Here is a 25,604-nt window from a genome sequence, read left to right as displayed (position 1 = left end):
ACCCTAGAACAGGAGTGCCCATGCCGCAGATCACCGTCGACTACTCCTACTCGCTCGACGACGCCTTCGACCAGCGCGGCTTCGCGCTCGCGCTGCACCCGGTGGTCGTCGAGACGGCGGCCGCGCGCATCGAGGCGTGCAAGACGCGGTTCCGGTGCACCGATGAAGAGGTGGTGGGGGCGGGTGAGGACGGACACGCCATCGTGCACATCACGCTCGCCCTGCTCCCGGGCCGCACCGACGAGACCAAGGCCAAGCTCACCGAAGCTGTACTGGAGCTGCTGCGCAAGCACATCGAGCCCACCGACGGGGTCTCGACCGTGCACGCGTCCGCCGAGGTACGCGACCTCGACCCGTCGTACCGGAAGTACGAGGAGTAGAGGCCGCCGGGCCTACGAGGCCGGGGGGGAGGCCAGCGCGATCAACCGGACGGCGAGGTCGGTGAACGGCCCGTCGCCCGGGTCGCCCTTGAGCGCCCGGCGCAGCAGCGCGCCCAGCTCCTCGTCGTGCGTGGCGCTCACCGCCGCCAGCGCGGCGAAGTCCTGCACGAGCTGCACCTCCAGTTCGCCGCGCGGAATCCGCCGCCCGTCCAGCCAGATCAGCGCCGTCGACTCGACGAGCGAGATCCAGGAGCGGATCACCAGCTCCAGGCGGGCGGGCGGGTCCTCGACCTTCAGATGCGACAGGATCTGGACATAGGCGGCCTGCCGCACCGCGTCGACGAGCGCGTTGGTCTTCGAGGAGCCGACCGCGGGACCGCCGCGCATCAACGCCGAGAAACCGGGGCCGTGGTCGTCCACGAAGTCGAAGAAGCGGCGCATGACCCGCAGCAGCCGCGAGCCCAGCGGGCCCTCGTGCGGCTCCACGAAGCGGCTCGCGAGATCGTCCGAGGCGCGCTGCAACGCCGCCTCGTACAGGCTGATTTTGCCGGGGAAGTAGTGGTAGACCAACGGCCGTGAGATACCCGCGGCCGAGGCTATCTCGTCGATCGAGACCTCGTCGGGTGAGCGTCGGCTGAAGAGGTCGAGGGCGACGCCGATCAACTGTTGCCGCCGCTCCTCGACACCCATCCTGCGGCGTACCCCGGTTGTCATACGAACACCTTACCGATCGGATCCGGCCCCGAACGGGCCGGTCCGACCATGGTCGTTCACATGTCCAACACGATGCGATCACCGAGCGCCCGCGAAACACAGATCAGCATCGAGTCACCACGCTCCGTGTCGGTGAGCAGTTCGTCGCGGTGCTCGATCTCCCCTTCCAGCACCCGCTGTTGGCAGGTTCCGCAGAATCCCTGCTCGCAGGAGTAGGCGGTGTCGGGCAGTTCGGCGCGTACGGCGGCGAGCACGGTGGTGTCGGCGGCGACGCTCACCGTACGTCCGCTGCGGCGCAGTTCGACCTCGAAGGCACCGTTGCCCTCGGCGGAGGTGCTCGGCGTGAACCGCTCCAGGTGCAGCGCCGCACCGTCGGGCAGTCGGCGTCCGACCGCCTCCATCAGCCCCTCGGGGCCGCAGCAGTGGACGGCCGCGCCCGTCGGCACGTCCGCGAACAGCGCGTCGAGATCGGGCCGTCCGTCCTCGTCCTCGGCCACGACGGTGACCCGGCCGCCGCGCAGCTTCCCGATCTCCTCCAGGAACGGCATCGACGCGCGCGTCCGGCCGCCGTACAGCAGCCGCCACTCCGCGCGGTCCTGGACCGCCCGCAGCATCGGCAGGATCGGTGTGATCCCGATGCCGCCCGCGACGAAGACATACGCGGGCGCCGGTGCGAGGGGGAACCGGTTGCGCGGCCCCCGCACCTCGACCTCCATGCCCTCCCGGAGCTGTTCGTGGACCTCGCGCGACCCGCCCCGCCCCTCCTCGACCAGCCGGGTCGCGACGGTGTACGACGAGGTGTCCTCCGGGTCCCCGCACAGCGAGTACTGCCGTACGAGCCCCGAGGGCAGGACGAGGTCGAGGTGGGCGCCGGGCTCCCAGCGCGGCAGGTCGTGCCCCTCCAGACGCAGTTGTACGACCCCGTCGGCGACCCGCTCGTGCCGGGTGACCAGCAGCCGCAGCGCCCGGGAGCGCGGCCGGCCGGAGATCGGCTCCTCGAGGGCGGGCAGCGGCCACAGCGGCGAGACCTCGATCCGGCGGCGCAGCGCCCGCCGGGCGAGCAGGGCCGCACCGGCGACGGCGACGACGGTCCGCAGCCGGGGCGTCATCCGGCTCTCCTCTCGGCAGCCGTCGCCGCCGGTGACGAGGCGAGATAGGCGACCGCCTGCTCGGTCGACCCCTCCTGGGAGGGGTGGTAGGTGCGGCTGAGATAGCGGGGAATGGACTTGAGCATGTCCCCGGTCGACGGCAGTACACCCCGCTTCCCGCTCAGGTAGAAGTCCTTGAAGCTCGCCCTGCCCGCCGTGAGGGTCGGGTCGTTCTCCATGAAGAACCGCGCCCCGCGCTGCCACAGGAAGACCAGGGCGGTGAAGGCCGTGGCCCAGGTCCGGGCGCGGCGCCGGTAGCTCCCGTCGACGTGGAGGAAGAGTTCGAAGGCCACGGACCGGTGCTCGACCTCCTCCGCGCCGTGCCAGCGCATCAGGTCCAGCATGGTGGGATCGGCGCCGCGCCGGTCCAACTCCTCCGCGTTCAGGATCCAGTCGCCGAGGAAGGCGGTGTAGTGCTCGATCGCCGCGATGATCGCGACGCGTTCCATCAGCCACCACCTGCGGGCCCTGCCCGGCGGCAGGGTGCGGTCGCCGAGCAGCTTCTCGAAGAACCAGTCGACCTGGGCGGTGTACGGCGTCGGGTCGAGCCCGAGTTCCCTGAGGTGGGGGAGTACCTCGTCGTGGGCCTGCGAGTGCATCGCCTCCTGCCCGATGAACCCGATGACGTCCGCGCGCAACCGCTCGTCCCGGATGTAGGGCAGTACCTGCTTGTACACGTGCACGAACCAGCGCTCACCGGCCGGCAGCAACAGGTGCAGCACGTTCATCGTGTGGGTGGCGAACGGCTCCCCCGGCACCCAGTGCAGCGGTGTGTCCTCCCAGGAGAACGACACCTTCCGCGCCTTGAGGGGTATCCGCTCGGACTCGACCGGCCGGGGCAGCCGGGCGGCATGCTTGTTAGACATGCCGTCAATGTACTGACGGGTAGGTGCCGGGAGAACCCCCGTGCGCCCACTTGTTGACGCGAAGGCCGGCCGTGCCACCCGAGTCCGGGCCGGGCCGGACCTAGCGCAGTCCGTCGACCGTTCGTCCGTCCGTCAGGGTGCCCTTCAACCCGGCCTGATCCCCCTGCTTCGTCCGTACGGCGAGCAGCGCGCCCCGGGCCGACCCGCTCACCCTGCCCGTCGTACTGATCGAGGCGGTGTCCTTGCTGCCCGCCGCGAGCAGGTACCAGTCGCCCGTGCCCGACTTCCACAGCACGCCCGCGAGCACATGGGGGTCACGGCTGCCGCACGCGGGCGAGTTCTCGGCCTTCGCCGCGATGGCACCGTACGCCCCGCCCGGGGTGTGGAACTGGGCCAGGACCCGGGTGCCGTAGCCCCGCCAGGTGTCGGCCCGGGTGCACACCCAGACGGCCTGCCCGCTCGCGTCGGGCAGCGACTGCTGCGCGTACTGCCAGGCGTTCACGGACCGCACGCCCTGGGAGCGCACGGCGGCCAGGGAGCAGGCGAACGGCGCCCAGTTCCGCAGCGCCGCCGGGCCCGCGGCCTCGTGGGGCGCCGCGGGCGGACCCGAGGTCAGATGGGCCGGGATCAGCTCGCCGAGATCGGCCAGCAGGTGCGGGCCCGAGGTGTCGGTCACCTCCATGACGTTCCACGAGGTGCAGGTGCCGGTCGGGGCGGGGCCGGCCAGTGGCGTGCTGACACCCTCGGCCGAGAGGGTGAGGGACGTCGGGCCCGCGGCCGGCTTCATCAGGTCGCGCTCGGCGGCCCTGGTCACCCAGGGGGCGGTCAGATAGCGGACGTTGCTGTCGGCCCGGTCCAGGACCAGCGCCTCCGCCTCGGCCCCGGTCGCGCCGTCGACCCGGGCGAAGTCGAGGGCCGCGCCGCCCGTGCCGGCGCGCGGCTCGGCGTACCGGGCGATGCGCAGTCCGTCGTAGAAGAGCACCACGCGCGCCTGGTCCACGTCACCGGCGTACAGCAGCTGCGGCGGTCCGGCCGGGGCACCCGAGGGGGTGCCGGGCGTCGCCGAGACCTGCACGGACTCGCCGGGCCGGGCCCAGACGGCGAGCGCGCGGCGCAGCAGCGCGGTGTCCCCGGCGAGGTTGCCGCGCGCGGGCCACACGGAGAAGTCGGTGCGCGCGGACGACCGCCACGCCGTCGGGGCGACCCGCGTCACCTTCCCGGGGTCGAGGGCGGCCTCGGCGGCCGGGTTCTGCGCGTACGACGGGGCGGCGGCGCCGTCGGGTCCCCAGCCACCGTTGGGCAGGGCGAGCAGCGCGCCGCAGACGGCCGCCGCGACGCCGGCGGCGAGCGCGGCCTTCATGTGCTGTCTGCGCCGCATCAGGTCGGTGGGCCGGGCGTGCAGCGAACAGGGGTCGAACTCGGGGGACAGGAGCAGGGCGTCCCTGGCCTCGACACCGCCCGCCGCCTTGAGTGCCGCGCCCGGCTCGTCGACGCCCGCCGCCGCCAGCACCTTGCGTACGTCGGAGTCGGGCAGCTTCTCCAGGCCGCGCAGGACGTACGCCGCGCGGGCGGGACCGGACAGGGCCGACAGCCGCTGGTCCAGGGCGAGTTCGTCGGCTCCGCCCGAGCGCGGGAAGAGCCTCAGGCCCCACACCTGGGGCAGGAACGGGGGCAGTTGGGACCGCCTGGGCCAGGCCGCGCGCCGCAGCGGCACCCCGGCCTCCAGCGCCGTACGCACGACCTTGAGGCGTACGAGGGCGTAGCCGGGGTCGCCGTCGCGGCCGGTGGCCTGGGCCGGGATCAGGGTGGCGGTCGTGCGTCCCCGGGGCAGGGCGCGCTGGGTGAGGGCGTGCGCGGTCAGCACCCGTCGGTTGCGGCCGAGACTCGGCGGCAGCACCAGATAGGCGAGCCGGACGAGCCGCGGGTAGTGCTCGACGAGAGCGGCCTCGGCCTGCTCGACGTCGACGACCGGTCCTGGGGAGGCTGCGGAGCGCTGGGCTACATCCTGTGGCTGCACGTTCAGCAGAACGAGCGAATCGGTGGATGGTCACCCCGGGGGGCCGGAAGCCCGGAGGGGGCGTGTTCCGCCTCGGGGTCCGGCACAGGCATGACTTTCCGCCGTCCGGCGGTAGGTCCGCCAGCTGTGCCGATCGGACAACGTGACCGTAGCGCGAGTTGATCGACTCCGGAGCCTACGGGCCTACGAGTGTGCCGGTTTCCGCTCCAGGGCGTGACGCAGTGGGCTTACGTTCGACTGAACTGTCCGTCCGTAACGGGGGAGATTGAGCACTTGGCGCGCCGCAGCCGTATCGAAGGCCAGGGCCCTCGCCGGGGCTCTCGACGGCGTGGGCGCCGACAGGCACCGGAGGAACGTATGAGGTTGACACGCGAAAAGCTGAGCGGGCACGGCCTTGCGGTCGTCGCGGCCGCGGCCCTGCTGGCGCTGACCGGCTGCGGCGGGTCGGGCGGGGGAGGAACCAAGAGCGACTCGGCCGACCGGGTCCCGGCCACCGCGACCGGCAGTCTGGAGGATCTGGCGGCCGAGGTGAAGTGCAAGCCGGACATCCAGACGGATGCCGACGAGATCCGTCAGGCGATCTGCAAGAACACCGACGGCAAGTTCGTCCTCGCGACCTTCGCCACCGACCGCGGCCAGCGTGAGTGGATCAACGACGCGAAGGACTACGGGGGGTTCTACCTCGTCGGCGCGAAGTGGGTCGCCGTCGCCGACCAGAAGGTGGTCACGGCGCTGCGCGGCACGCTCGGCGGTGACATGGAGGTCGGGACCGACCACCACCAGCATTCCCACAGCGGCTGAGCCGCACGTACGGCACACACGCAGAAGGCCGGTGGCGGGATCTCCCGCCACCGGCCTTCTCAGTGCCTTGCTAGTTCTTCGGCGAAGCGATTACTGCCTTCGGCGAAGGAGCTGTTACCTGCACTGCTGACCGGTGTTGATGCAGTTGGCGATCTTGTTCGCCAGGCCACCGGTGGTGACGCTGATGAAGTCGTCGTGGTCGGTCGCCGACTTGTGGAGCTGCTCCGGGAAGCCGTCCACCGCGTACGCGTTCTTCACCACGCCGTTCTGGAGGACCGGCGGCGCGATCTTGTAGACGAGACGCATGGTCAGCTGCGGGATCGCCTTGAAGCCGTTGCCGCAGACGCCGCTCGCCGGATCGGCGAAGGCCACGTGCGTGCGGTGGTTGGCGCTGTCGATGTTCTGGCCGTCCCAGCAGCTCTGGAAGGCGAACGTGCGGACCACGTTGCTGCCCTGCGGGCAGATCGGGTACTGCGTCGTCAGCTGGACCTTGTTCTCGAAGCCGGTGCAGCTCCAGTGCGCGTTGGCGTTCGCCAGACCGTTGGTGGTGGTCTTGGCGTCACCGGTGATGATGCGCAGGAACTGCGGCATCGCGACGACCTTGCTGGCAGGGCTGCCGACGTACTTGATCTGCGCCTGTACGGGCGTCAGGATCTTGCCGACGTTGCCTTCCTTGCCACCACCGTCCGCGTTCTGGTCGAAGTCCTGCGTGCCGTTCTGGAGACGGACCACCGGCCAGTAGTACGAGGACAGGTCGCTCTTGTTCTGGCAGCTGGTCCCGCCCTGCAGGAACGTCTGGTTGCTGGAGAACGCGTTGACCTTCTGGTTGCCGACGTAGTCGTGCAGGTGGTGCGCGCCGTTGGTCACACCGGGCGCCACGATCACGTTGTCGGTGTTGTGGTTCTTGTTCGCGTTCACGCCGCACTGGGTGGTGAACGTACCCCGCGAGGCGTTGGCGCCCTTCTGCGGCTTGCCCTGGACGTTCGCCGCGACCTTCGTGATGTCCACGAAGTCGGCGGCGACGGGGCCGTTTCCGGCCTGGCCGCCGATGTTGGCCGGCGCGCTCGCGCTCGGAGCCGCGCTGGCCGAGGCACCGCCGTTGTTCTGCTGGCCGCCGTTGTTCTGGCCACCGTTGTTCTGGCCGTTGTTGTTCTGACCCCCGTTGTTCTGGCCGTTGTTCTGCCCACCGGCGGTGGTCTGGGCCTGGTCGGCGGTGGTGCCGGTGCAGGCGGCGAGACCGTCCAGCGTGGTCGGCGCGGCGGCGCCCACCCGGGTGAAGTCGATCTTGATTCGGCCGATGACCGCGGTCCGCTTGTCCTTGAGCGGCGACAGGATCGCGTTCTGGACGAAGCCCGCGTCATTGGTCTGAGCCTGACGCGACGAGGCCAGCCGGGCGTAAGCCTCGGTGATCTGCTTGTCGAGCGTGGCCAGCTCCGTGTCGACGTTCGACTTGGCGTTGGCGGGCACACTGGTCAGTTTCTGCCCGACATCGGGGCAGGAGATGGTGGCGACCTGGGCGGCGGCGGCCTTGGTGGTGTTCGGGCTCGAGTTGGTCTCGTGCGCCGAGGCGTAGAAATTCGCCCAGATCAATCCGCCCCCACCGATCGCGAGCGCCGCGGATGCGGCAACGGCGCGAACAGCCAGCGGCGAACGTCGTTTGCGAGTGTTGCGTCCCATGGAACTCCTCTGACTTCCTTGCGGGGCAGCGAGGCGCCCGACAGGAGTGAAGCGGCGTCCATCAGTACGCAGGTGACTCCTGAGGCGTTCAGAAACCCTGGAAAATCTTAGAAGTTCGTGAGGTCATTTCCGGCGCAATGGGCTCAGAAGCGCATGTTTTTCGAGGAGTTGATCTCGGAAAACAGGTTTGAATGATATTCAACGGCGTCGGCGGGTCCTTCTTCCTCAGTGGCTGCCGTGGTCCAAATAGGCCAGTACGGCGAGTACGCGCCGGTTGTCATCGTCGGAGACCTCCAGCCCCAGTTTGGTGAAGATGTTGGAGGTGTGTTTGGCGATCGCCCGTTCTGTGACCACGAGTTGGGACGCGATCGCCGCGTTCGAGCGTCCCTGCGCCATCAGTTCGAGCACCTCCAGCTCACGCGGGGTCAGCCGCCCGAGGGGCTGCGCGGTGTGCGAACGCCGCGCCAGCAACTGCTGAATCACCTGCGGATCCATCGCGGTCCCACCCGCGGCGACCCGCCGTACGGCGTCGATGAACTGCTCCGCCTCGAACACCCGGTCCTTGAGCAGATAACCGACCCCGCCCGTGCCGTCCGCGAGCAACTCCCGTGCGTACAGCTGCTCCACGTGCTGGGAGAGCACGAGCACCGGCAGCCCCGGCCGCTCCCGACGGGCCTGGAGCGCGCACTGCAGCCCCTCGTCCGTGTGCGAGGGCGGCAGCCGTACGTCGACCACGGCGACGTCCGGCGCCAACTCGGCCAGCGCGCGGGTGAGTTCGGGCCCGCTCTCGACGGCGGCGGCGATCTCGAAGTCGTACGCCTCGAGCATCCGGACCAGTCCGTCGCGCAGCAGGAACAGGTCTTCGGCTAGGACAACGCGCAAGGGATCTCCATGGTGACCATGGTGGGACCGCCCGCGGGGCTGCTGACGGCCAGGACGCCGTCGAATGTACCGAGCCGCCGCTCGACGCCGGTGAGGCCCGAGCCCGCGCCGACCCGGGCGCCGCCCTCTCCGTCGTCGGTGACGGTGATGCGGAGCGTTCCGTCCCTGTGCTGGAGGTCGACCCAGAGGCGCTCGGCACCGGAGTGCTTGACCGCGTTGGTCAGCACCTCGCTGACGGCGAAGTACGCGGCGGACTCGACGGGCGCGTCGGCACGGCCGTCCATGTCGACGTCCACCTCGCTCACGAGAGGCAGCCGCAGCACCAACGCCCTTACCGCGTCGCCGAGTCCACGCTCGGCGAGCACGGGGGGATGAATACCCCGTACGAGGTCACGCAGCTCGGTGAGCGCCTCGGCGGAGGACCGGCGGGCCTGGGCGAGCAGCTGTCGGGCCTTGGCCGGGTCCTTCTCGATGAGGACGTCGACGGTCCCCAGGTCCATCCCCATGGCGACCAGTCGCGCCTGCGCCCCGTCGTGCAAGTCCCTCTCGATACGGCGGAGTTCGGCCGCCGAGGTGTCCACGGCGGTGCGCCGGGTCTCGGTGAGGACGCGGACGCGCTCGGCGAGTTCGCCGTCGCCGGGGGCGAGGACGGCGCGGGTGAGGAGGAAATGGACCCGCAGGAGGGCGGGGGAGAGGGCGTAGGAGGCGACGAGGAGCGCCGCGCCCAGTGCCCCCGCGAGGAGGGCGGTGCCCTGCCCCGACACCGGCACGAAGCCGTACCACCACCCCACGTGCGTGCCGTCCGTGAAGACCCGCCACAGGCCGGCCGCCAGGGCGAAGCCCTCCAGGGGGTAGAAGAGGAGGGCGGCGGGCAGCAGCGCGGTCACGAACCCGGCGGTCATGTCGACCACCAGCCAGCCGAGGTCGCGCCAGGTCGCCGGGTCCCCCAGCATGCGGAAGCAGCGCGTCCACGGGGGCGCGTCCGCGGGCAGGGTCCGGTACGTGGACGGAATCCGTATCCCGCACCACTCGGCGGCGACGATCCGTCGCCGGTCCGCGAAGGCCCGTACGCCGGTCAGGACCCACGGAGTCGTGACGATCCCCACCCCCACCGGGACGAGCAGGATCGACACGACGGACAGTACGAGGAGGACAACCGCGCCGGTGTACCCCCCGACGGCCAGCATCAGCCCTCGTCCCCCGGCGACCAGTACCTCCGGCCCGCGCGTCCGTATGCCCCTGCCGCTCCACATCTCCATACCGCCAGTCTCACCGACCCGCTCCGCGGGGTCACTGGGCCGAGCACCAGGACGGGGGTGGTGCCAGGTGCACCCCGGGGCGGGCCTTTCCTCGCCCCCGCCGCCCCTACCCGTCCCATCCTCCCGGGGCTCCGCCCCAGACCCCGAGGGTGGTCTTTCGGCTGCGGGCCGGTGGGGGTTGGGCGCGCAGTTCCCCGCGCCCCTAAAAGCACTCAGCCCGTCCGGCGTTTGAGGACGAGGCCGTTCAGGCCGATCGGGGGTTTGGGGGCGGAGCCCCCGAGTGGGGAGGGGACGGGTAGGGGCGGCGGGGGCGAGGACAAGGGCGCTACTGGGTGAGCACCTTTGTCTCCAGGTGTGGTGGGAGGCCCACCGGGGGGCGGTCCGGGCGTTGGGGGGCCACCCCGCCGATGCCCTGGAGCCAGGTCCACGTGTCCGCCACCGTTTCCGAGACGGGCCGGCACCGCAGTCCCGCCGCCACCGCCCGGGACACGTCCGCCCGATGAAGAGCGTCATGCATGTCGGACCCCACCGGCACCCACACCGGCAACTGCGTCCACGGCTGAATCCCGGCGTCGAGGACCACGGAAGGCTCGGTCCAACGCAGTTCCGCCCGCGCCCCGGTGACCTGGACGCACGCGTCGAGCAGCTCCCCCATCGTCGTATGCCCCTGCGGACTCATCAGGTTGTACGCCCCGCTCACCCCCGCGTCCGCCGCCCCGAGGATCCACTCCGCGAGATCACGCACATCGACGTACTGGAGGGGGAGGGACCGCGGGCCGGGCGCGAGTACGGGACCGCCCCGGGCGATCCGGGCCAACCACCACGGCAGGCGCCCGATGTTCTCGTACGGCCCGAGGATCAGCCCGGACCGCACCAGCAACGAGCGCTCCGCGCCGAACGCGGACACGGCGGCCAGCTCGCCGCCCAGTTTGTCCTGCGCGTAGTCGGTCTGTTCCGCGTCCTCGGACGCCCCTTCCACGAGCGGCGCGTCCTCGGCGTAGTCGGCGGGCGGAGCCCACGCGTAGACCGAGCAGCTCGACACGTACACATACCGCCCCGCCCGGTCGGCCAACAGCCGTGCCGTGTCGCGAACGGCCCGCGGCGCCGCCGACCAGGTGTCGACGACGACATCCCACTCACCATCGGTGGACGCGTCGGCGAGCTCCGCGAGCCCGTCGGGGGCGGTGCGGTCACCCAGCAAGGACCGCGCCCCGGCGGGCGGCTCGCGCCGCCCGCGGTGGAAGACGGTCACCTCCCAGCCACGGCCGAGCGCCGCCTCCACCACGGCCCGCCCCGCGAAGTCCGTACCGCCCAGCATCAGCAGTTTCTTGGGTGTCATACGGAGGACTCTGCCCGCACGGTCCGCCGGACGGAACGGGAATCTGCTGACAGAAGAGTTCCTGAGCTGCGAGGCGGGTCAACGCCCCGTCGGAGGCGCGTACTTGTACCCCACCCGCCGTACCGTCTGGATCGCCTGCCGGTGCTGCGCCCCCAGCTTGCGCCGCAACCGCGCGACGTGGACGTCGACGGTCCGCCCGTCGCCCACGTGCCCGTAGCCCCACACGGTGGTGACCAACTGGTCGCGGGTGTGCACCCGGTGCGGATGCGAGACGAGGTGGGCGAGCAGCTCGAACTCCAGGTAGGTGAGGTCGAGCTGCCGCCCGTCGACCTCGGCGGTGCGCCGCACGGCGTCGATGCGGACGAGCGGGTCGTCCCCCACGGCGGCGTCGGTGGGGGCCGGGGAGTCCGGGACGGCGACCGGCAGCAGGGGCTGCTGGTCGGCCGGTACGAGGACCAGGTAGCCGATCATCGGCGGCTGGCCGGGGAGTACGGGCAGGGTGTGCGGGGGAGCGGGCAGCCAGGTGGCGCCCGGCGGCAGGAAGTCCGCGACGTCGACCACCTCGTCCCGGTGGACGGCACGGAGTCGGTGCCGCGCGGGGACGGGGGCGGGTGCCGGTGCGGACGTGGTCGCGACGGACGAGAAGGAACGAGTGGTCGCCATGAGAGGTCAGCTCTTTCGCGCGAGAAGTTCGTCGGGAAGGTCGACGACCGCGAGTTCGTGGTCGGGGCCGTCGAGGACGTACGTCGTGCGCGCTGGCCGAAGGCCGGGGTGTACGGCTTTAGAGGGCCGGCGCGTTCGTCGCGCGGCAACACACCCGGTCGAAGTCGTGATGCTGACGGGAAGGCCAGAAGGGCTCCAGGTCGGGGCGACCCGTCGCGGTGTACTTCTGGAAGCTGGCCATGCCCCCATTGAAGCAGAAGCCGGAGCCGGGCAGGAGACTCCTCTCACAGGTCGGACGCGTCCTTGGCGTGAACTTGACGCCGTACGAGGCCGATGTCGCGCAACGCGAGGAGGCGCCCACCATGACGGTGGGCGCCTCCTCGCGTTGTGTGCGGGGCGGATCAGACCTGGCCGGCCTTCTCCAGGGCGGAGCAGCAGGTGTCGACGAGCAGGCGCGTGACGACGTACGGGTCGACGTTGGCGTTCGGGCGGCGGTCCTCGATGTAACCCTTGCCGTCCTTCTCGACCTGCCACGGGATGCGGACCGAGGCGCCGCGGTTGGAGACGCCGTAGGAGTACTCGTTCCACGGGGCGGTCTCGTGCAGACCGGTCAGGCGGTCGTCGATGCCGGCGCCGTAGTTCTTGACGTGGTCGAGCGGCTTGGAGCCCTCGCCCAGCGACTCGCACGCGGTGATGATCGCGTCGTAGCCCTCGCGCATCGCCTTGGTGGAGAAGTTGGTGTGCGCGCCGGCGCCGTTCCAGTCGCCCTTGACCGGCTTGGGGTCGAGGGTCGCGGAGATGTTGAAGTCCTCGGCGGTGCGGTAGAGCAGCCAGCGGGCCACCCACAGCTGGTCGGAGACCTCCAGCGGCGCCAGCGGGCCGACCTGGAACTCCCACTGGCCGGGCATGACCTCGGCGTTGATGCCGGAGATGCCGAGGCCGGCCTTGAGGCAGTTCTCGAGGTGCGCCTCGACGACGTCACGGCCGAAGATCTCGTCCGCGCCGACACCGCAGTAGTAGCCGCCCTGCGGGGCCGGGAAGCCGCCGACGGGGAAGCCGAGCGGGCGCTCCCCGTCGAAGAAGGTGTACTCCTGCTCGATGCCGAAGATCGGCTCCTGCGCGGCGAACTTCTCCGCCACCTCGGCCAGCGCGGCACGGGTGTTGGACTCGTGCGGCGTCATGTCGATGTTCAGGACCTCGCACATCACGAGGACGTCGTCGCCGCCGCGGATCGGGTCCGGGAAGGTGGCGACGGGCTTGAGTACGCGGTCCGAGGCGTGCCCCTCGGCCTGGTTCGTGGAAGACCCGTCGAAGCCCCAGATCGGCAGCTCGGCGCCCTTGGCGTCGTCGCCCAGTATCTTTGTCTTGGAACGGAGCTTGGCCGTCGGCTCGGTGCCGTCGATCCAGATGTACTCAGCCTTGAAGGTCACGGGCCACATCCTTCGGGGTGTGTCTTTGGGCGCACTGCGGGTGCTGCGGCGCTGCGGCACTGGGCGCCGCGGTACTGCCCGGCAGCCTGTCAACAGGCGATTTCCCGATCATTGCTCGAATGTGAACCCCGTGTTACCGGGTGTCTCTGTGCTGCGACTCACTCGCTGAGAGCGATGCGCGTCCGCATCGCCGGCCCGCTCGCGAAGCCCGCGAGCACACACGTCGGGCCACCGTGGTCCTCCCGGTCCCGGTGGCGGCGGCTCGTATGCGATGGGTTTGCGGGCGCGCACCGGGCTCTGCGCCCGGTGAACTCGCTCTACGTGCCGGTCCTGGTCCACGTGCCGGTCCTGCTGTTCGTGGCCGCGAACAGCAGGACGCACGACCCGCACCGGGCGGCGGTCCGGGCCGCGGGGCTGCTGCCGCACGCGGCCCGGCCGGTACCGCCGTCCGATCGGCGGAGTTCCTCAGTCGTCAGGTGCAGGCGCTCACCCCACCTTCTCGATCCGGGCCCGGCGGATCAGGAACTTGCCCGGCTCCCGAACCTGCTCGAACGCCGCGTTGTTGAGCAGTACGCAGCTGCCCGACACCGAGGTGACCTGCACGGTCGTGGACTTGTTGTTGTCCAGGTTCGTGACCTTGAGCTTGGTCCCGGCCGGGAACTGGTTGCTGGACGCGGCCGGGGCGCCCGCCTCGCCCGAGAGGGTGACGGTCGAACCGTTGCAGACCTGCTGGCCGGTGGCGGCGCCACCACCACCCGTCCCCTGCGCGGGTGCGGTGGTCTGCTGCTGCGCGGGTGTGGTCGTCGCCGGCTGGGCGGACTGCGCGGGCTGCGTGGTCTGGGAGCCCTGAGCCGACTCCCCAACCGCGCAACCGGACGCCTTCTGCTGCACCTTGATCTGTGCGATGACCGCCTCGCGGTTGGCGATCCGCGCCGCCGACTGCGCGTCGGGATTGGCCCGTTGGCCGTCGATGAACTTCTGGTTGTTGCCGAGGGCGGTGGCGAGCCCCTGGCAGACCGTCGAGTTTCCGGCGGACAGGGTCCGGCCGTTCTCGGTCGGCGCCGCGTTCGAGGTGGACGCCATGGCGAAGGCGCCACCTCCGGCCACGGCGGCCGCGCTGACCAGCAGCGCGAGCTTCTTCTTGGGACTGAGAGTCCTTCTACGCGACATGCGCGCCTCCTGTCCCCGGCCGCCTCGTGCGGCGGCCGGATGCGATCCGTGTGCCGCTATGTACGAGATGCCGAACAGGGTTACTCAACGGTTAACACGAGTCAGTGCAGTGGCCTGGGTCACATGCGAGTCAAGGCGTCCCGAACCGCTTCCTCCGTACGGGCCACGACTGCCGTCCCGTCCTCCGCCGTGATGATCGGGCGCTGGATGAGCTTCGGGTGCTCGGCCAGCGCCTTGATCCACTGCCCGCGCGAACTGTCGTCGCGAGCCCACGACTTCAGGTCGAGCTCCTTCGCGAGGGCCTCCTGCGTCCGGGTGATGTCCCACGGTTCGAGGCCCAGCCGCTCCAGTACGTCCCGGATCTCGTCCTCCGTGGGGACGTCCTCCAGGTAGCGGCGGACGGTGTACTGCGCACCCTCCGCGTCGAGCAGGCTGATGGCGCTGCGGCACTTCGAACAGGCCGGATTGATCCAGATCTCCATGCCACACACGGTACGCGAGCCGTTCACCACAAGATCATCACTCCATCTCTGGGAGCCATGGGGGGGCAGTACTGCCGGAACAGGGACCACGGCGCTTCGACGACGGATGCCGGCGGGGCGAGCATCACGTGCGCGTATCGCAACGGGTGGCGCTGGACCTGCTCCTGACGGCGCGAGCCGCGTCCTTCCCGGCGGGTGACGGGCGGGTCCCCGCCGTGCCGCCGGAGGGTCTGTTCGAATTTTCCGCCGCCTCACGCACCTCTCGCAGAACTGCTGTGACACGGCGGCAATTCCCTTGCTCACCTGGATGTTTGCTGGACTCTGCGGACTCCCTGGATGTCAGTGCCGGGCAGTAAACTGGAGGCAGTGTTCGAGGGTGTCGCCGGGGGGTCCGGATGGCGCCCTGACCGCGACAGGAGGATGCCTGTGCCCGCTGCCGCACTGAAGCCGCTGCCCACTCAGTCCACGTCCAAGAGGGCGGTCCTGATGGACCTGCCGTACGAGCCCGTGGCGAAGCGCCCGTTGCCGCCGGGGCGGCCTCGCGAGTGGTACGTCACGCACAACCGCCGGCTCAAGGCGATGCGTCTTGCGATCGCTCTGCTCGACTCCGGTGTGTACGTTCCGAATCAGGCCCGCAACGAGAAGATCCGCAGTACTGCGGAGGCGATCGGTGTTCATCCGCCGTCGGACACCACGTGCCACATGGTGCGTGCGCTGATGCGCTACGCGCGCTGAGCGCAGGGGGCGGCGGGGACGAGTATCTCGCCCCCGCCGCCCCTACCCGTCCCATCCTCAACCTGGAGGCTCCGCCCCCAGACCCCCATCGGCCTGAACGGCCTCGTCCTCAATCGCCGGACGGGCTGAAGATGCGGGCCGGGGTGGGCGGGGCGCGGCCCCCGACCTCGTCCTCAATCGCCGGACGGGCTGGAGATGTGGGCCGGGGTGGGCGGGGTGTGGCCTCCGGCCTTGTCCTCAGTCGTCGGGCGGGCTGAAGGTGTGGGTCGGGGTGGGTGGGGTGTGGCCCTCGACCTCGTCCTGGAACGCTGGACGACCTCGGGCTTTTAGGGGCGCGGGGAACTGCGCGGCCGGCCCCCACCGGCCGTCAGCCAACGAACTTCGGGCGGACGGGGGATGCGGGGCGAAGCCCCCGCCTCAGGGGCGCGGGGAACTGCGCGAGCAACCCCCGTGCTCCCGCAGGCGAATGGCACACCCGGGGGCCGGGGCGGAGCCCCGTCTCCTCCGTCACTGTCCCGTCGTCAGTTCCTTCTCCAGGGGGGTCCGGAAGCGCGGTGTGATCCGGGTCGGGCCCAGCCAGGCCCGTAGACGGGCGGCCTCCGTCTCGATGGCGGCCAGTGCCTCCCGCCCCACCCCGGCAGGGTCCAGCACCCGCCACACCAGAGCCCCATCGGCCCGCTGCGCCCACCCCCCGACCACCCGCCCGTCCCACCACACCGTCGGCCCGACATTCCCACTGCCGTCGAAGAGCGCGGGGCGGAGGGAGGGGGACAGGTACCAGTCCCGTTCCTGCCATCCCATGGGCGTGGGATCGAGCCCGGGGAGGAGCGCGGCCCACGGCGCGGCGGGGCCGGGGACGGGGGCGATGTCGTCGGCGGTCACATATCCGGTGGCTCCGTCGTCGAGCGACACGGCCACCGCCCCGATCGCGGCCAGCGCCCGCCGCACATCGGTGACCTTCCACCCCGTCCACCACTTGAGGTCGGCCTCGGTGGCGGGCCCGCACACCGCGAGCCAGCGGCGCAGCAACTCGGGCTGGGCCTCGGAGGGCGGGAGTTCGGGATGCGGCGGCGCCACGGCCCAGCGGAACTGGGTCGACGTCCAGGACCCCAGCGGGCGCCCACGCACCACCCGCCCCTCGACCCCGAGCACCCGCATCAGCCGGGACGACACGGTCTGCGCGCTCTCGTAACTCCGTCCCGCGCCGTACGTGAACTGCTCCCTCAACCGCGGCTCGTCCTGCACGAGTTCGTTCACCGTGGCCTGCCCGCGCCGCGCCAGCGCGGCGAGCGCGGACGCCTCCACCTCGGCGAGCCACTCCTCGGTCAGCCGTCCGTCACTGCCGCTCACCATGTTCTTGACCAGCCCGGCCCGGGCCTTCGCGGCGATCGCGAGCCCCGTCGAGGCGTGCACCGCCGCGGCCAGCTCGGTGGGGAACACGAACACGGTGTGCCGCATGCCGTGCATCCGTACCAGCGTCCGGTCCTCGTACAGCGCCCGGTCGAGCTCCGCCACCGTCTTCCCGGCGTCCGCGAGCCGCGCGCCCACCGCCAGGTACACCGTCGCCGGATCGGTCCCGTGCAGTGCGACCAGGGACCCGGCGACCTCCTCGGGGCTCTCCGCGCGCGCCGTCCCCGCGAGCCGGTGCCGCAGGGCGAGCCGGGCCCGCCGCTCCGCCCCTGCGATGTGCCGTCGTTCCTCGCCCACGCCGCCTCCCTCTCGTAGCTGCCGTCCCGCATCCTCTCGCGCCTCACCCGATCGGCGCCCCCGCCATGCGTACGCCCGGCTCGCGGCCTTGACTGAAGCGGGAATCCGCAGCGGAACGTCGGGAGACGACATGGCGCGGCACGCTGGGCAAGGGATACGCGGGACAGGCGGGGTGCACGGGGTGCACGGGATACGAGCGCCCGGCGTACGACGGGCCGGCCCGGGGTCCGTGGCTGTCGTGCTCCTGCTGGCCCTCGGCGCCTGCCTGGCCGGCTGTTCCGACGGCACCAGTCCCTCCGACGTGGCCTCCGCCGCCTCCTCCCTCGCGTCCGAGGCCGGCGACTCGCTCGCCTCCGCGACCGCCGAGGCCGGGCGGAGGTTCAACGAGTTCAAGAACGGCCTGGACGCCAAGGACGAGGTGAAACTCGGCGACCGGGTGACCATCGACTCCGCGGGCCGGGCCACCGTCAAGGCCACCGCCACCAACCCGACGTCCGCGGCGAAGACGTACGCGATCCAGGTCGACTTCCGCGACAAGGGCGGCAACCTCCTCGACACGGTCGTCGTCACCCTGAACGACGTCCCGGCGGGCGCCGCCAAGGACGCCACCGCCCGCAGCACCCGCACCCTCTCCGGAGACGTCACCGCCGACGTGGCCCGCGCCGTACGGACCTGACACCCGCGAACGCGCCTCCCGCTCCGGCGACCGTCTTGTTGTCGCCGTCGCCGTCGCCGTCGCCGTCGCCGTCGCCGTCGCCGATGCCTCAGCCGTACGTCTTGTTGTCGCCGTCGCCGATGCCTCAGCCGTACAGCTCGAACAGCCCGGTCACATACGCCGTCAGCCGTTCGCCCAGCAGTTCGGGGGTCAGGTCCGCGCGCCCCAGTTCCCGCCACGGCACCGCGAGCTTCTCGGCGTCGGGGGAGTAGGCCAGCGCGTCCAGCAACCGCCAGTACAGGTGCTCCTCGGCGTCGGCCGCTCGGCGTCCGCCGTGTGCCTCGTACCGCGCGCGGAACCCCAGGCCGTACGCCTCCCCGTGGAGCAGCGCGAGAGCCGTGGAGCAGTGGGCCACGTCCAGGTCGGCGGGCCCCCACGAGGTCTCCACCCAGTCGACCACCCCGCTGATCCGCAGTGTGTCGCCCGCGCCGGTGAAGAGCACGTTGCCGGGATGGAAGTCCCGGTGCAGGAAACAACCTTCGTACGCCGGGGGTTCGCGCCGGATCACGTCCACGGCCCGCTCCCACAGCGCGCCCCGGGGCGCACGGACGCGTTCGGGCGAGGTCCATGCCTGGTAGGGACGCGGGCGGTCGGCCGGAACCACCGTGTGGATACGGGCCAGTTGGCGGGCCAGCAGGTCGACGCGCCGGTCCAGGTCCTCCTCGTCGACCCGTACGCCGCCCGGCAGCGAGGACATCAACAGCGAGGGGTGGTCGCAGTGTTCGGCGGCGGCGTCGACGGCGTGGAGCTCGGGCGTGGGTACGTCCTCGTACGGGGCGAGCAGGGTGAGGACGGACGCCTCGCGGGCCAGCAGACCGGCCGCGTGACGGCGGTAGAAGGGCTTCACGAACGATCGCAGCACCAGACCCGTGCCGTCGTCGAGGGTGAGCCGACGCATCCGGGAGCTCCAGCCGCCGCGCAGGGCCGTGGACTCCCGTACGCTCCTGCCGACCGGAAGCTGTTTGGCCACCCAGCCGCGGGTCGCGGTCCACCCCCGCTCGCCCAGTCCCACGAGTACGGCGTCCACGAACCGCGCCCGGTCGGCGGGATTCTCGCGCAGCCACAGCCCCAGCATGTGGTCGGCGTCGGGGAATTCGAGCCGGGTGAACTGGGCGCGAGCGGTGAGCGCGTCCGTCACGGCCTCGGTGACGGCGGGCGGGATGACGGCGTCCGTACCGGGTACGGCGAGGACCGCACGGCCGTCGTAGCCGCGCAGCACGTCGAGCGCGGGGGCCCGCCGCCAGCTGTCCGGCGCCCGGATGATCTCGCTGAAGCGCCCGTCGCCCTCCCCGAACGGAACCCGCCAGGCCTCGGCGCCGTACACAGCGGGCGCGCACAGGCCCAGCGCCACCACGCGCCGCCCGTAGTGCCCGGCGAGATCGGCCACCGTCTGGCCACTCATGCTGAACCCGACGAGGATCAGCGGACCGTCCGCCGGCACCGACGCGTCGATGACGGAGACGGCCTGCTCGAAGCGTCGGCGCAGGCTCAGGTCCTTGAGTTCGCCCGAACTCTCACCGTGTCCGGAGAAGTCGAGGGCGAGGCCCCGGCAGCCGCGTGCCACGAACTCCTCCAGCAGCGGGAGCAGTCGCTCCTTGTTGCCGAGGCCCGCGCCGTGCAGCAGGACGGCGGTGGCCGCGGCGCCAGGGCCGTCGTCGTCACCGCCGCCGCTGACGCAGCTCAGTCGTTCACCGTCATGATCGTGTGCGAAGGAGGCGAGCATCCCCCCATTTACCCACGTCCGCTTTTACCGACGCCCGCTTTTCCACTCTCCACGTGGCGACGGCCCCGGCCGGGTCACAGACCCGGGGCGCCCCAGATCGGGAACCAGCGGCTGAGGTCCTGTTCGATCCGCAGATCGTCCGTGAGCGCGGCCTTGACCTGCAGTTCCAGCGCGTTGTCGCGCCGCTGGGCCTCGCCGGCCAGTGGTGCGAAGGGATAGAAGGTGCCGCGCTTGTAGAGGTAGACGAGTCCGAGCCGTCGCTGCCCGGTGTCCTGGAAGCCGGCCACGGAGCAGAGCAGCTGGGGTCCGAAGCCGCTGCCCTCCAGTGCGCTGTTCACCGCGTGCAGATCGCTGACCAGCGCGGGCAGATCGTCCGGGTCCCGCCGCGAGACCAGCCACGAGTACCCGTACTCGTCCCGGTTGACCTCCACCGGCGGACCCGTGCGTTCGGCATCCGCGTCGAGCAGTTCCTGCACCTCCTGGTGCGCCTGGGCGAAGGCCCCGCCCTCGACGCTCGCGAAACACACCGCTCCCGTCCCGGTCGGGGTGAACCCGGCGGCGGCCTGCAGGGTCAGGGCCGCCGACGGCAGCCCGAAGAGCTGGTCGAGATCGGGCGCGACGGCCTTGGTACGCCCGAGCAGGATGTCCAGGAACCCCATGCAGTCGGCCGCCTTTCCGGAAGGGACGAAGGGCCATGGCCCAGGACGAGAGGGATGGGTCGGGAAGGGGCGGGAAGAGGAGTCAGGCGGTGTTCTCCGGAGTCGCCGCCTCACCCAGCTCCGCCGAGATCCTGCCCAGTTGTTCGAGCCGCTGCTCCAGGCTCGGGTGGGTCGAGAAGAGCTTCGCGATCCCGGGTTCGGCACCGAAGGCGGGCGTGAAGTAGAACGCGTTGAACGCCTGGGCCGTCCGCAGGTCCTTGGTCGGGATCCGCGCGATGTCCCCGGAGACCTTCGTCAGCGCGGACGCCAGCGCCGAGGGCCGGCCGGTGAGCAGGGCGGCGGACCGGTCGGCGGCCAGCTCGCGGTACCGGGACAGGGCCCGGATGAGCAGGAAGCTGATCGCGTACACGGCCGCGGAGACGGCCATCACCGCCATGAAGATCGCCACGGTGTTCTGGTCCTTGCGGCCGCGCCCGCCGAAGAGCTGGGAGTAGAAGGCGAACCGCACGATCAGCCCGGCGATCACCCCGAGGAACGAGGCCACGGTGATCACGGCGACGTCCTTGTGCGCCACGTGCGACAGCTCGTGCGCGAGCACGCCCTCCAGCTCGTCGGGCTCCAGGCGCCGCAGCAGCCCGGTGGTCACGCACAGGACCGCGTGATCGGCGTTCCGCCCGGTCGCGAACGCGTTCGGCATGTCGATGTCCGACACGGCGACCAGCGGCTTCGGCATGTCGGCGACGGCGCACAGCCGGTCGACGACCCCGTGCAGCTGCGGATACTCCTCGCGCTCCACGATCCGGCCGTGCATCGCGTAGAGCGCGATCCGGTCCGAGAACCAGTACTGAGCGCCGAGAACCAGGGCCGCGACGACCACGACCAGCACCCAGGACTTCAGCAGCACGATCAACGCGGCGACGAAAGCCACGTACAACAATCCGAGCAGGAACAGCGTGACCGTCATGCGTACGGTCAACCGCGGATCGCTCCGGAACCGGCTCTGCATCTGCATCACCCCCGCAGTAAGGCACTCGTCCCGCTGTCCAGTGTGCACCTGCGGATGCCCATGAAGCGGTTCCGAACAGCCCTAGGAGGTGCAAAGGCAACCGGTGGGATTCCGTGCGGGATCTGGGGGATTCCGCCCAAGATGCTGAGTGGTCGATCGCCGACTAGCCTTTATTCGCGAGCAGCTCTTAAGGAAAAGAGCCGCCATCGGGGTACGCCCGCTGCACGCGTCGGCGGTTTGAACGTACTCCCCGTACTCGGGCGAGAATCGCGCCGGACCCGCTCCGCCGCGGTCACGGCCATCTGCCATCCGTCTCGTGCCTCCGAAAGACCGCACGAGGGGTGCAAGGAGGATTCATCCATGAAGGCACAACGTGCGAGGCGCTTCTTCGCGGTATCCGCCATCGGCGTTCTGATGGCCGGAGGCGCCGCGATCGGCGCAGCAGGTACGGCCTCGGCGGCTGCCCCGGCCCAAGCCCAGACCCATGTCACCAATGGCTGTTCCAACTGGGGTGGCCGTGGCTTCGGGAACTGCGGGTTCGGCTTCAACAACGGCTTCAACACCGGCTTCAACCGTTTCGGCTTCAACAACGGTTTCGGCTTCAACAACGGCTTCGGCTTCAACAACGGCTTCAGCAACGGCTTCGGTGGTGGAGTCGTAGTCATCGTGGTGCCCTGACGGACCACCGCCGAGGGCCGCCACCTGTACTCACAGGTGGCGGCCCTCAGTTTTTCAGGCGTCTTTCGGCGTCATGATCTTTAGACGTCGTAGTACAGCTCGAACTCGTGCGGGTGCGGACGCAGCTGCAGCGGCGCGATCTCGTTCGTGCGCTTGTAGTCGATCCACGTCTCGATCAGGTCGGACGTGAACACGTCGCCCGCGAGCAGGAACTCGTGGTCGGCCTCGAGGCGGTCGAGGACGGCCGGGAGGGAGGTCGGGACCTGGGCGACGCCCGCGTGCTCCTCGGGGGCGAGCTCGTAGAGGTCCTTGTCGATCGGCTCGGCCGGCTCGACCTTGTTCTTGATGCCGTCGAGGCCCGCGAGCAGCAGGGCCGAGAAGGCCAGGTACGGGTTGCCGGAGGAGTCGGGCGCACGGAACTCGACGCGCTTGGCCTTCGGGTTCGAACCGGTGATCGGGATACGCATGGCCGCGGAGCGGTTGCGCTGCGAGTACACCAGGTTGACCGGGGCCTCGAAGCCGGGGACCAGACGGTGGTACGAGTTCACCGTCGGGTTCGTGAAGGCGAGGAGCGACGGGGCGTGCTTGAGGATGCCGCCGATGTAGTAGCGGGCGGTGTCCGAGAGGCCCGCGTAACCGGCCTCGTCGTAGAACAGCGGGTCGCCGTTGGCCCACAGCGACTGGTGGACGTGCATGCCCGAGCCGTTGTCGCCGAAGATCGGCTTCGGCATGAAGGTCGCGGTCTTGCCGTTGCGCCAGGCGACGTTCTTCACGATGTACTTGAAGAGCTGGAGGTCGTCGGCCGCGGCGAGCAGCGTGTTGAACTTGTAGTTGATCTCGGCCTGGCCGGCGGTGCCCACCTCGTGGTGCTGGCGCTCGACCTGGAGGCCGGACTTGGCCAGCTCCAGGGAGATCTCGGCACGCAGGTCGGCGAAGTGGTCGACCGGCGGGGTCGGGAAGTAGCCGCCCTTGTAGCGGACCTTGTAACCACGGTTGTCCTCGAGGGCGCCGGTGTTCCAGGCGCCGGCCTCGGAGTCGATGTGGTAGAAGGCCTCGTTCGACTTGGTGTCGAAGCGCACGCTGTCGAAGACGTAGAACTCGGCCTCGGGGCCGAAGAACGCGGTGTCGGCGATGCCGGTGGAGGCGAGGTAGGCCTCGGCCTTCTTCGCCACGTTGCGCGGGTCACGGGAGTACTGCTCGCCCGTGATCGGGTCGTGGATGAAGAAGTTGATGTTGACCGTCTTGTCGCGGCGGAAGGGGTCGACGCGCGCGGTGGACAGGTCGGCGCGGAGCGCCATGTCGGACTCGTGGATGGCCTGGAAACCGCGGATCGAGGAACCGTCGAATGCGAGCTCCTCGGCCGGGTCGAAGGCCTCGGCCGGGATCGTGAAGTGCTGCATCACGCCCGGCAGGTCGCAGAAGCGGACGTCGACGAACTTGACGTCCTCGTCCGCGATGAACTTCTTGGCCTCGTCGGCGTTCTGGAACATCCAGCTCCTCCTACTCCCGCCCACAGTGGACCGGGGTGGTAGTTCGTTCGTGCGGCCAGTGCGGTGGCACACGCTGCAGCCGACCATAGGGATGGGGGATTTCTCCAGCGTGACCCATTTGTTTCGCCCAAGTTAACCGACCCGGGGTCGCCAGGCCCCTCCTGTCCGCATGGCAAAACGGGCGCAGTACCGTGGACGGGTGGACAACAGGCAAGCAATCGGATCGTGGCTCTCCGGACCCCGCGCGGCCCTGGAGGACGCCGGTGCCGACCTCGGATACCGGGGCGAACAGCTGGGTCTGCCGGAACAGGGCCCCGGCTCCATCGCCCGCCCCGGCCGCAGGCTGGGCGCCCTCGCCATCGACTGGGCCCTGTGCCTGTTGATCGCATACGGACTGCTCACCCACGGCTACAAGCCGGGTGCGACGGGCAACTGGGCCCTGCTCGTCTTCTTCGTCCTGGGCGTCCTGACCGTCGGCACGGTCGGCTTCACCCCGGGCAAGCGCCTCCTGGGCCTGCGGATCGTCCCCGAGGGCGGTGGCCGTCTCAACCCGCTGCGCGTCCTGCTGCGCACCGCCCTGCTGTGCGTGGCCATCCCCGCCCTGATCTGGGACCGCGACGGCCGCGGCCTGCACGACCGCCTGGCCCGCACGATCGAGGTCCGGGCCTAGCGACCGGGCACGACCCCGTACGACGACATCAGGCCGTACGGCGAGGGGTACGACGATGGGGGCGCCCGGAGTGATCCGGGCGCCCCCATCGTCGTAACGCTGCTCAGAGGAGTGTCAGCGGGCCTTCGGTCCGCCGCGCGGCATCCGCATGCCCTTGGGCATCGGACCCTTCGGAAGGGGCATGTTGCTCATCAGGTCGCCCATCGCGCGCAGCCGGTCGTTGGTGGCCGTCACCTGCGGGCCGGTCAGGACGCGGGGGAACTTCAGCATCGTCGTGCGGAGCTTCTTGAGCTCCACCTGACCCTCGCCGGAGCCCACGAGCACGTCGTGCACGGGCACATCGGCGACGATCCGCGCCATCTTCTTCTTCTCGGCCGCCAGCAGGCTCTTCACCCGGTTCGGGTTGCCCTCGGCCACCAGCACGATGCCGGCCTTGCCGACCGCGCGGTGCACCACGTCCTGGCTGCGGTTCATCGCCACCGCCGGAGTCGTGGTCCAGCCCCGGCCGATGTTGTCCAGCACGGCCGCAGCTGCGCCGGGCTGGCCCTCCATCTGTCCGAACGCGGCTCGCTCGGCCCTGCGCCCGAAGACGATCGCCGTCGCGAGGAAGGCGAGCAGAAGGCCGAGAATGCCCAGGTAGAACGGGTGGTCGATCAAGAGGCCGATCGCGAGGAAGACACCGAAGGTGACGATTCCGACTGCCGCGAGTACAAGACCGATCTTGGAGTCGGCCTTGCGAGTCATCTTGTAGGTCAGGGCGATCTGCTTGAGTCGCCCGGGGTTAGCAGCGTCCGCTGCAGTTTCCTTCCTCGCCATGCCACGAAGTCTACGTGGCCCGACAAGCGCCGACGACGGCAGTGTCCGGGCAGGCGGCGGCAGCGCCCGCACGGGGGGTCCGGCGACGGCTACGAACGCGTCGCCACGGACTCCAGCACGCGCTGCGCCTCGACCCGGTCCTTGGCGCGGCGGCGATCCTCCAGGACGGAGGTCCAGGCGTTGCGGCGGGCGGTGCGCTGACCGCTGCTCATGAGCAGCGACTCGACGGCACGGAGTGCATCGGTGAACGACGGGATGGCTGTGGCGCGTACGGGCGCGGCCTGCATGATGGAGGTCCCCCCTCGGGATGGCGGCTCTGGACGGGGCGGTACGTGGCGTAAGACCAGGGTCACTGATTGGTGTTACCAGGGCGTGACCGACCGGTCAAACACCAATGAAGCCTTGATGCGGCGGGCCTCCAGCATGACGCCGTCCTGACGCCTGTCCCCATCTGCGCGGACGGTCCGCAGCGCGGTGAATTGGCCACATTGTGGGGGGAGTTGCTTGTGCGCCGATTCACACGCGAGCGGTGGCACTGAGTGCCACCGCTCGGGTTGTACGGCGTTTTAAATTGTGT

26 protein-coding genes are annotated in these 25,604 nt (G+C 70.5%); 6 read left to right on the top strand and 20 right to left on the bottom strand.

The genetic code is table 11. From position 1 onward, the window contains the following. Positions 1 to 20: 20 nt before the first annotated feature. On the top strand, positions 21 to 380 hold the full coding sequence (locus tag FNV62_RS17035; RefSeq protein ID WP_067363410.1) for a 5-carboxymethyl-2-hydroxymuconate Delta-isomerase: 360 nt from the start codon (positions 21 to 23) through the stop codon (positions 378 to 380). A gap of 12 nt (positions 381 to 392) precedes the next feature. On the opposite strand, the gene FNV62_RS17030 is transcribed toward FNV62_RS17035, so the two are convergent. The 4 genes from FNV62_RS17030 to FNV62_RS17015 all read right to left on the bottom strand — a co-directional run bounded on the left by FNV62_RS17030 (position 393) and on the right by FNV62_RS17015 (position 5,125). Continuing rightward, complete coding sequence (locus tag FNV62_RS17030; protein ID WP_097284379.1) at positions 393 to 1,094, bottom strand: TetR/AcrR family transcriptional regulator; 702 nt, start codon at positions 1,092 to 1,094, stop codon at positions 393 to 395. Between the two features lie 56 nt (positions 1,095 to 1,150). Further along, positions 1,151 to 2,203 carry a PDR/VanB family oxidoreductase gene (locus FNV62_RS17025; protein WP_144315358.1) on the bottom strand — a complete coding sequence of 351 codons (1,053 nt, stop codon included), beginning with the start codon at positions 2,201 to 2,203 and terminating at the stop codon, positions 1,151 to 1,153. Beyond that, positions 2,200 to 3,108, bottom strand: coding sequence for a metal-dependent hydrolase (locus tag FNV62_RS17020; RefSeq protein ID WP_060900739.1), 909 nt, complete (start codon positions 3,106 to 3,108; stop codon positions 2,200 to 2,202). The genes FNV62_RS17025 and FNV62_RS17020 overlap by 4 nt, the downstream gene beginning before the upstream one ends. A 100-nt stretch (positions 3,109 to 3,208) precedes the next feature. Beyond that, positions 3,209 to 5,125 (bottom strand): hypothetical protein, encoded by a 1,917-nt coding sequence (locus FNV62_RS17015; protein WP_143613148.1) that lies wholly within the window; start codon positions 5,123 to 5,125, stop codon positions 3,209 to 3,211. 357 nt (positions 5,126 to 5,482) lie between these two features. On the opposite strand from FNV62_RS17015, the gene FNV62_RS17010 reads away from it, so the two are divergent. Next, positions 5,483 to 5,926: a hypothetical protein gene (locus tag FNV62_RS17010; protein ID WP_097284376.1), complete on the top strand. Its 444-nt coding sequence runs from the start codon at positions 5,483 to 5,485 to the stop codon at positions 5,924 to 5,926. A gap of 114 nt (positions 5,927 to 6,040) precedes the next feature. Here FNV62_RS17010 and FNV62_RS17005 read toward each other — a convergent pair whose 3' ends face one another. The 9 genes from FNV62_RS17005 to FNV62_RS16970 form a co-directional block, all read right to left on the bottom strand. After that, positions 6,041 to 7,603: a DUF1996 domain-containing protein gene (locus FNV62_RS17005; protein ID WP_054230811.1), complete on the bottom strand. Its 1,563-nt coding sequence runs from the start codon at positions 7,601 to 7,603 to the stop codon at positions 6,041 to 6,043. Between the two features lie 225 nt (positions 7,604 to 7,828). After that, complete coding sequence (locus tag FNV62_RS17000; protein WP_143607871.1) at positions 7,829 to 8,485, bottom strand: LuxR C-terminal-related transcriptional regulator; 657 nt, start codon at positions 8,483 to 8,485, stop codon at positions 7,829 to 7,831. After that, complete coding sequence (locus tag FNV62_RS16995) at positions 8,470 to 9,744, bottom strand: sensor histidine kinase (protein ID WP_144315357.1); 1,275 nt, start codon at positions 9,742 to 9,744, stop codon at positions 8,470 to 8,472. The genes FNV62_RS17000 and FNV62_RS16995 overlap by 16 nt, the downstream gene beginning before the upstream one ends. 325 nt (positions 9,745 to 10,069) lie before the next feature. Further along, positions 10,070 to 11,062, bottom strand: a complete 993-nt coding sequence (locus tag FNV62_RS16990; RefSeq protein ID WP_143652028.1) for an NAD-dependent epimerase/dehydratase family protein — start codon at positions 11,060 to 11,062, stop codon at positions 10,070 to 10,072. A 99-nt stretch (positions 11,063 to 11,161) separates the two neighbouring features. Further along, positions 11,162 to 11,746 carry a winged helix-turn-helix domain-containing protein gene (locus FNV62_RS16985; RefSeq protein WP_097284372.1) on the bottom strand — a complete coding sequence of 195 codons (585 nt, stop codon included), beginning with the start codon at positions 11,744 to 11,746 and terminating at the stop codon, positions 11,162 to 11,164. Between the two features lie 118 nt (positions 11,747 to 11,864). Then, on the bottom strand, positions 11,865 to 11,987 hold the full coding sequence (locus FNV62_RS57565; RefSeq protein ID WP_095858130.1) for a hypothetical protein: 123 nt from the start codon (positions 11,985 to 11,987) through the stop codon (positions 11,865 to 11,867). A 160-nt stretch (positions 11,988 to 12,147) separates the two neighbouring features. Continuing rightward, positions 12,148 to 13,176 carry a glutamine synthetase gene (gene glnII, locus FNV62_RS16980; protein WP_054230805.1) on the bottom strand — a complete coding sequence of 343 codons (1,029 nt, stop codon included), beginning with the start codon at positions 13,174 to 13,176 and terminating at the stop codon, positions 12,148 to 12,150. Between the two features lie 486 nt (positions 13,177 to 13,662). Further along, positions 13,663 to 14,346: a hypothetical protein gene (locus FNV62_RS16975; RefSeq protein ID WP_054230804.1), complete on the bottom strand. Its 684-nt coding sequence runs from the start codon at positions 14,344 to 14,346 to the stop codon at positions 13,663 to 13,665. A gap of 119 nt (positions 14,347 to 14,465) precedes the next feature. Next, positions 14,466 to 14,828: an arsenate reductase family protein gene (locus FNV62_RS16970; protein ID WP_179858143.1), complete on the bottom strand. Its 363-nt coding sequence runs from the start codon at positions 14,826 to 14,828 to the stop codon at positions 14,466 to 14,468. 426 nt (positions 14,829 to 15,254) lie between these two features. Here FNV62_RS16970 and FNV62_RS16965 point away from each other — a divergent pair, with 426 nt between their 5' ends. Beyond that, positions 15,255 to 15,563 carry a hypothetical protein gene (locus FNV62_RS16965; protein ID WP_054230803.1) on the top strand — a complete coding sequence of 103 codons (309 nt, stop codon included), beginning with the start codon at positions 15,255 to 15,257 and terminating at the stop codon, positions 15,561 to 15,563. A 507-nt stretch (positions 15,564 to 16,070) separates the two neighbouring features. Here FNV62_RS16965 and FNV62_RS16960 read toward each other — a convergent pair. Beyond that, positions 16,071 to 17,270, bottom strand: coding sequence for a winged helix DNA-binding domain-containing protein (locus FNV62_RS16960; RefSeq protein WP_225900268.1), 1,200 nt, complete (start codon positions 17,268 to 17,270; stop codon positions 16,071 to 16,073). 190 nt (positions 17,271 to 17,460) lie between these two features. Here FNV62_RS16960 and FNV62_RS16955 point away from each other — a divergent pair, with 190 nt between their 5' ends. Continuing rightward, a complete protein-coding gene (locus FNV62_RS16955; RefSeq protein ID WP_143611159.1) occupies positions 17,461 to 17,946 on the top strand; it encodes an FxLYD domain-containing protein in 486 nt (161 codons plus the stop codon). Between the two features lie 124 nt (positions 17,947 to 18,070). Here the strand turns inward: FNV62_RS16955 and FNV62_RS16950 are convergent, their stop codons facing one another. The 3 genes from FNV62_RS16950 to htpX form a co-directional block, all read right to left on the bottom strand. Beyond that, complete coding sequence (locus FNV62_RS16950) at positions 18,071 to 19,708, bottom strand: phosphotransferase (protein ID WP_144315355.1); 1,638 nt, start codon at positions 19,706 to 19,708, stop codon at positions 18,071 to 18,073. Positions 19,709 to 19,782: 74 nt separating this feature from the next. Beyond that, on the bottom strand, positions 19,783 to 20,367 hold the full coding sequence (pspAB, locus tag FNV62_RS16945; RefSeq protein WP_144315354.1) for a PspA-associated protein PspAB: 585 nt from the start codon (positions 20,365 to 20,367) through the stop codon (positions 19,783 to 19,785). A gap of 82 nt (positions 20,368 to 20,449) precedes the next feature. After that, entirely contained in the window at positions 20,450 to 21,373 is a 924-nt protein-coding gene (gene htpX, locus FNV62_RS16940) for a zinc metalloprotease HtpX (protein WP_054229287.1), read from the bottom strand. A 360-nt stretch (positions 21,374 to 21,733) separates the two neighbouring features. On the opposite strand from htpX, the gene FNV62_RS16935 reads away from it, so the two are divergent. After that, positions 21,734 to 22,051, top strand: a complete 318-nt coding sequence (locus tag FNV62_RS16935) for a hypothetical protein (RefSeq protein ID WP_097284369.1) — start codon at positions 21,734 to 21,736, stop codon at positions 22,049 to 22,051. 80 nt (positions 22,052 to 22,131) lie between these two features. Here the strand turns inward: FNV62_RS16935 and glnA are convergent, their stop codons facing one another. Beyond that, entirely contained in the window at positions 22,132 to 23,541 is a 1,410-nt protein-coding gene (glnA, locus tag FNV62_RS16930) for a type I glutamate--ammonia ligase (protein ID WP_054229275.1), read from the bottom strand. A gap of 199 nt (positions 23,542 to 23,740) precedes the next feature. Here glnA and FNV62_RS16925 point away from each other — a divergent pair, with 199 nt between their 5' ends. Next, entirely contained in the window at positions 23,741 to 24,211 is a 471-nt protein-coding gene (locus FNV62_RS16925) for an RDD family protein (RefSeq protein ID WP_060895232.1), read from the top strand. Between the two features lie 114 nt (positions 24,212 to 24,325). On the opposite strand, the gene FNV62_RS16920 is transcribed toward FNV62_RS16925, so the two are convergent. Together FNV62_RS16920 and FNV62_RS16915 are read right to left on the bottom strand one after the other, a co-directional pair. Further along, a complete protein-coding gene (locus tag FNV62_RS16920; RefSeq protein ID WP_054229277.1) occupies positions 24,326 to 25,027 on the bottom strand; it encodes a DUF4191 domain-containing protein in 702 nt (233 codons plus the stop codon). Positions 25,028 to 25,116: 89 nt separating this feature from the next. After that, positions 25,117 to 25,314: a hypothetical protein gene (locus FNV62_RS16915; RefSeq protein WP_054229278.1), complete on the bottom strand. Its 198-nt coding sequence runs from the start codon at positions 25,312 to 25,314 to the stop codon at positions 25,117 to 25,119. Positions 25,315 to 25,604: the final 290 nt, after the last annotated feature.

Source organism: Streptomyces sp. RLB3-17 (genome assembly GCF_007113425.2).
Lineage (GTDB): Bacteria > Actinomycetota > Actinomycetes > Streptomycetales > Streptomycetaceae > Streptomyces > Streptomyces mirabilis_D.
The sequence above is the reverse complement of the archived record's forward strand: the minus strand, read 5'-3'. Positions and strand labels throughout refer to the sequence as shown.

Coding starts and splice junctions, on each gene's coding strand:
- FNV62_RS16990 (WP_143652028.1), bottom strand. CDS start 11,062: ATGCTGGGCGGTACGGACTTCGCGGGGCGGGCCGTGGTGGAGGCGGCG.
- FNV62_RS16970 (WP_179858143.1), bottom strand. CDS start 14,828: ATGGAGATCTGGATCAATCCGGCCTGTTCGAAGTGCCGCAGCGCCATC.
- FNV62_RS57565 (WP_095858130.1), bottom strand. CDS start 11,987: ATGGCCAGCTTCCAGAAGTACACCGCGACGGGTCGCCCCGACCTGGAG.
- FNV62_RS17010 (WP_097284376.1), top strand. CDS start 5,483: ATGAGGTTGACACGCGAAAAGCTGAGCGGGCACGGCCTTGCGGTCGTC.
- FNV62_RS17025 (WP_144315358.1), bottom strand. CDS start 2,203: ATGACGCCCCGGCTGCGGACCGTCGTCGCCGTCGCCGGTGCGGCCCTG.
- FNV62_RS16995 (WP_144315357.1), bottom strand. CDS start 9,744: ATGGAGATGTGGAGCGGCAGGGGCATACGGACGCGCGGGCCGGAGGTA.
- FNV62_RS17035 (WP_067363410.1), top strand. CDS start 21: ATGCCGCAGATCACCGTCGACTACTCCTACTCGCTCGACGACGCCTTC.
- FNV62_RS17020 (WP_060900739.1), bottom strand. CDS start 3,108: ATGTCTAACAAGCATGCCGCCCGGCTGCCCCGGCCGGTCGAGTCCGAG.
- glnA (WP_054229275.1), bottom strand. CDS start 23,541: ATGTTCCAGAACGCCGACGAGGCCAAGAAGTTCATCGCGGACGAGGAC.
- FNV62_RS16975 (WP_054230804.1), bottom strand. CDS start 14,346: ATGTCGCGTAGAAGGACTCTCAGTCCCAAGAAGAAGCTCGCGCTGCTG.
- FNV62_RS16915 (WP_054229278.1), bottom strand. CDS start 25,314: ATGCAGGCCGCGCCCGTACGCGCCACAGCCATCCCGTCGTTCACCGAT.
- FNV62_RS16950 (WP_144315355.1), bottom strand. CDS start 19,708: ATGCTCGCCTCCTTCGCACACGATCATGACGGTGAACGACTGAGCTGC.
- FNV62_RS16935 (WP_097284369.1), top strand. CDS start 21,734: ATGAAGGCACAACGTGCGAGGCGCTTCTTCGCGGTATCCGCCATCGGC.
- htpX (WP_054229287.1), bottom strand. CDS start 21,373: ATGCAGAGCCGGTTCCGGAGCGATCCGCGGTTGACCGTACGCATGACG.
- pspAB (WP_144315354.1), bottom strand. CDS start 20,367: ATGGGGTTCCTGGACATCCTGCTCGGGCGTACCAAGGCCGTCGCGCCC.
- FNV62_RS16985 (WP_097284372.1), bottom strand. CDS start 11,746: ATGGCGACCACTCGTTCCTTCTCGTCCGTCGCGACCACGTCCGCACCG.
- FNV62_RS16920 (WP_054229277.1), bottom strand. CDS start 25,027: ATGGCGAGGAAGGAAACTGCAGCGGACGCTGCTAACCCCGGGCGACTC.
- FNV62_RS17030 (WP_097284379.1), bottom strand. CDS start 1,094: ATGACAACCGGGGTACGCCGCAGGATGGGTGTCGAGGAGCGGCGGCAA.
- FNV62_RS17005 (WP_054230811.1), bottom strand. CDS start 7,603: ATGGGACGCAACACTCGCAAACGACGTTCGCCGCTGGCTGTTCGCGCC.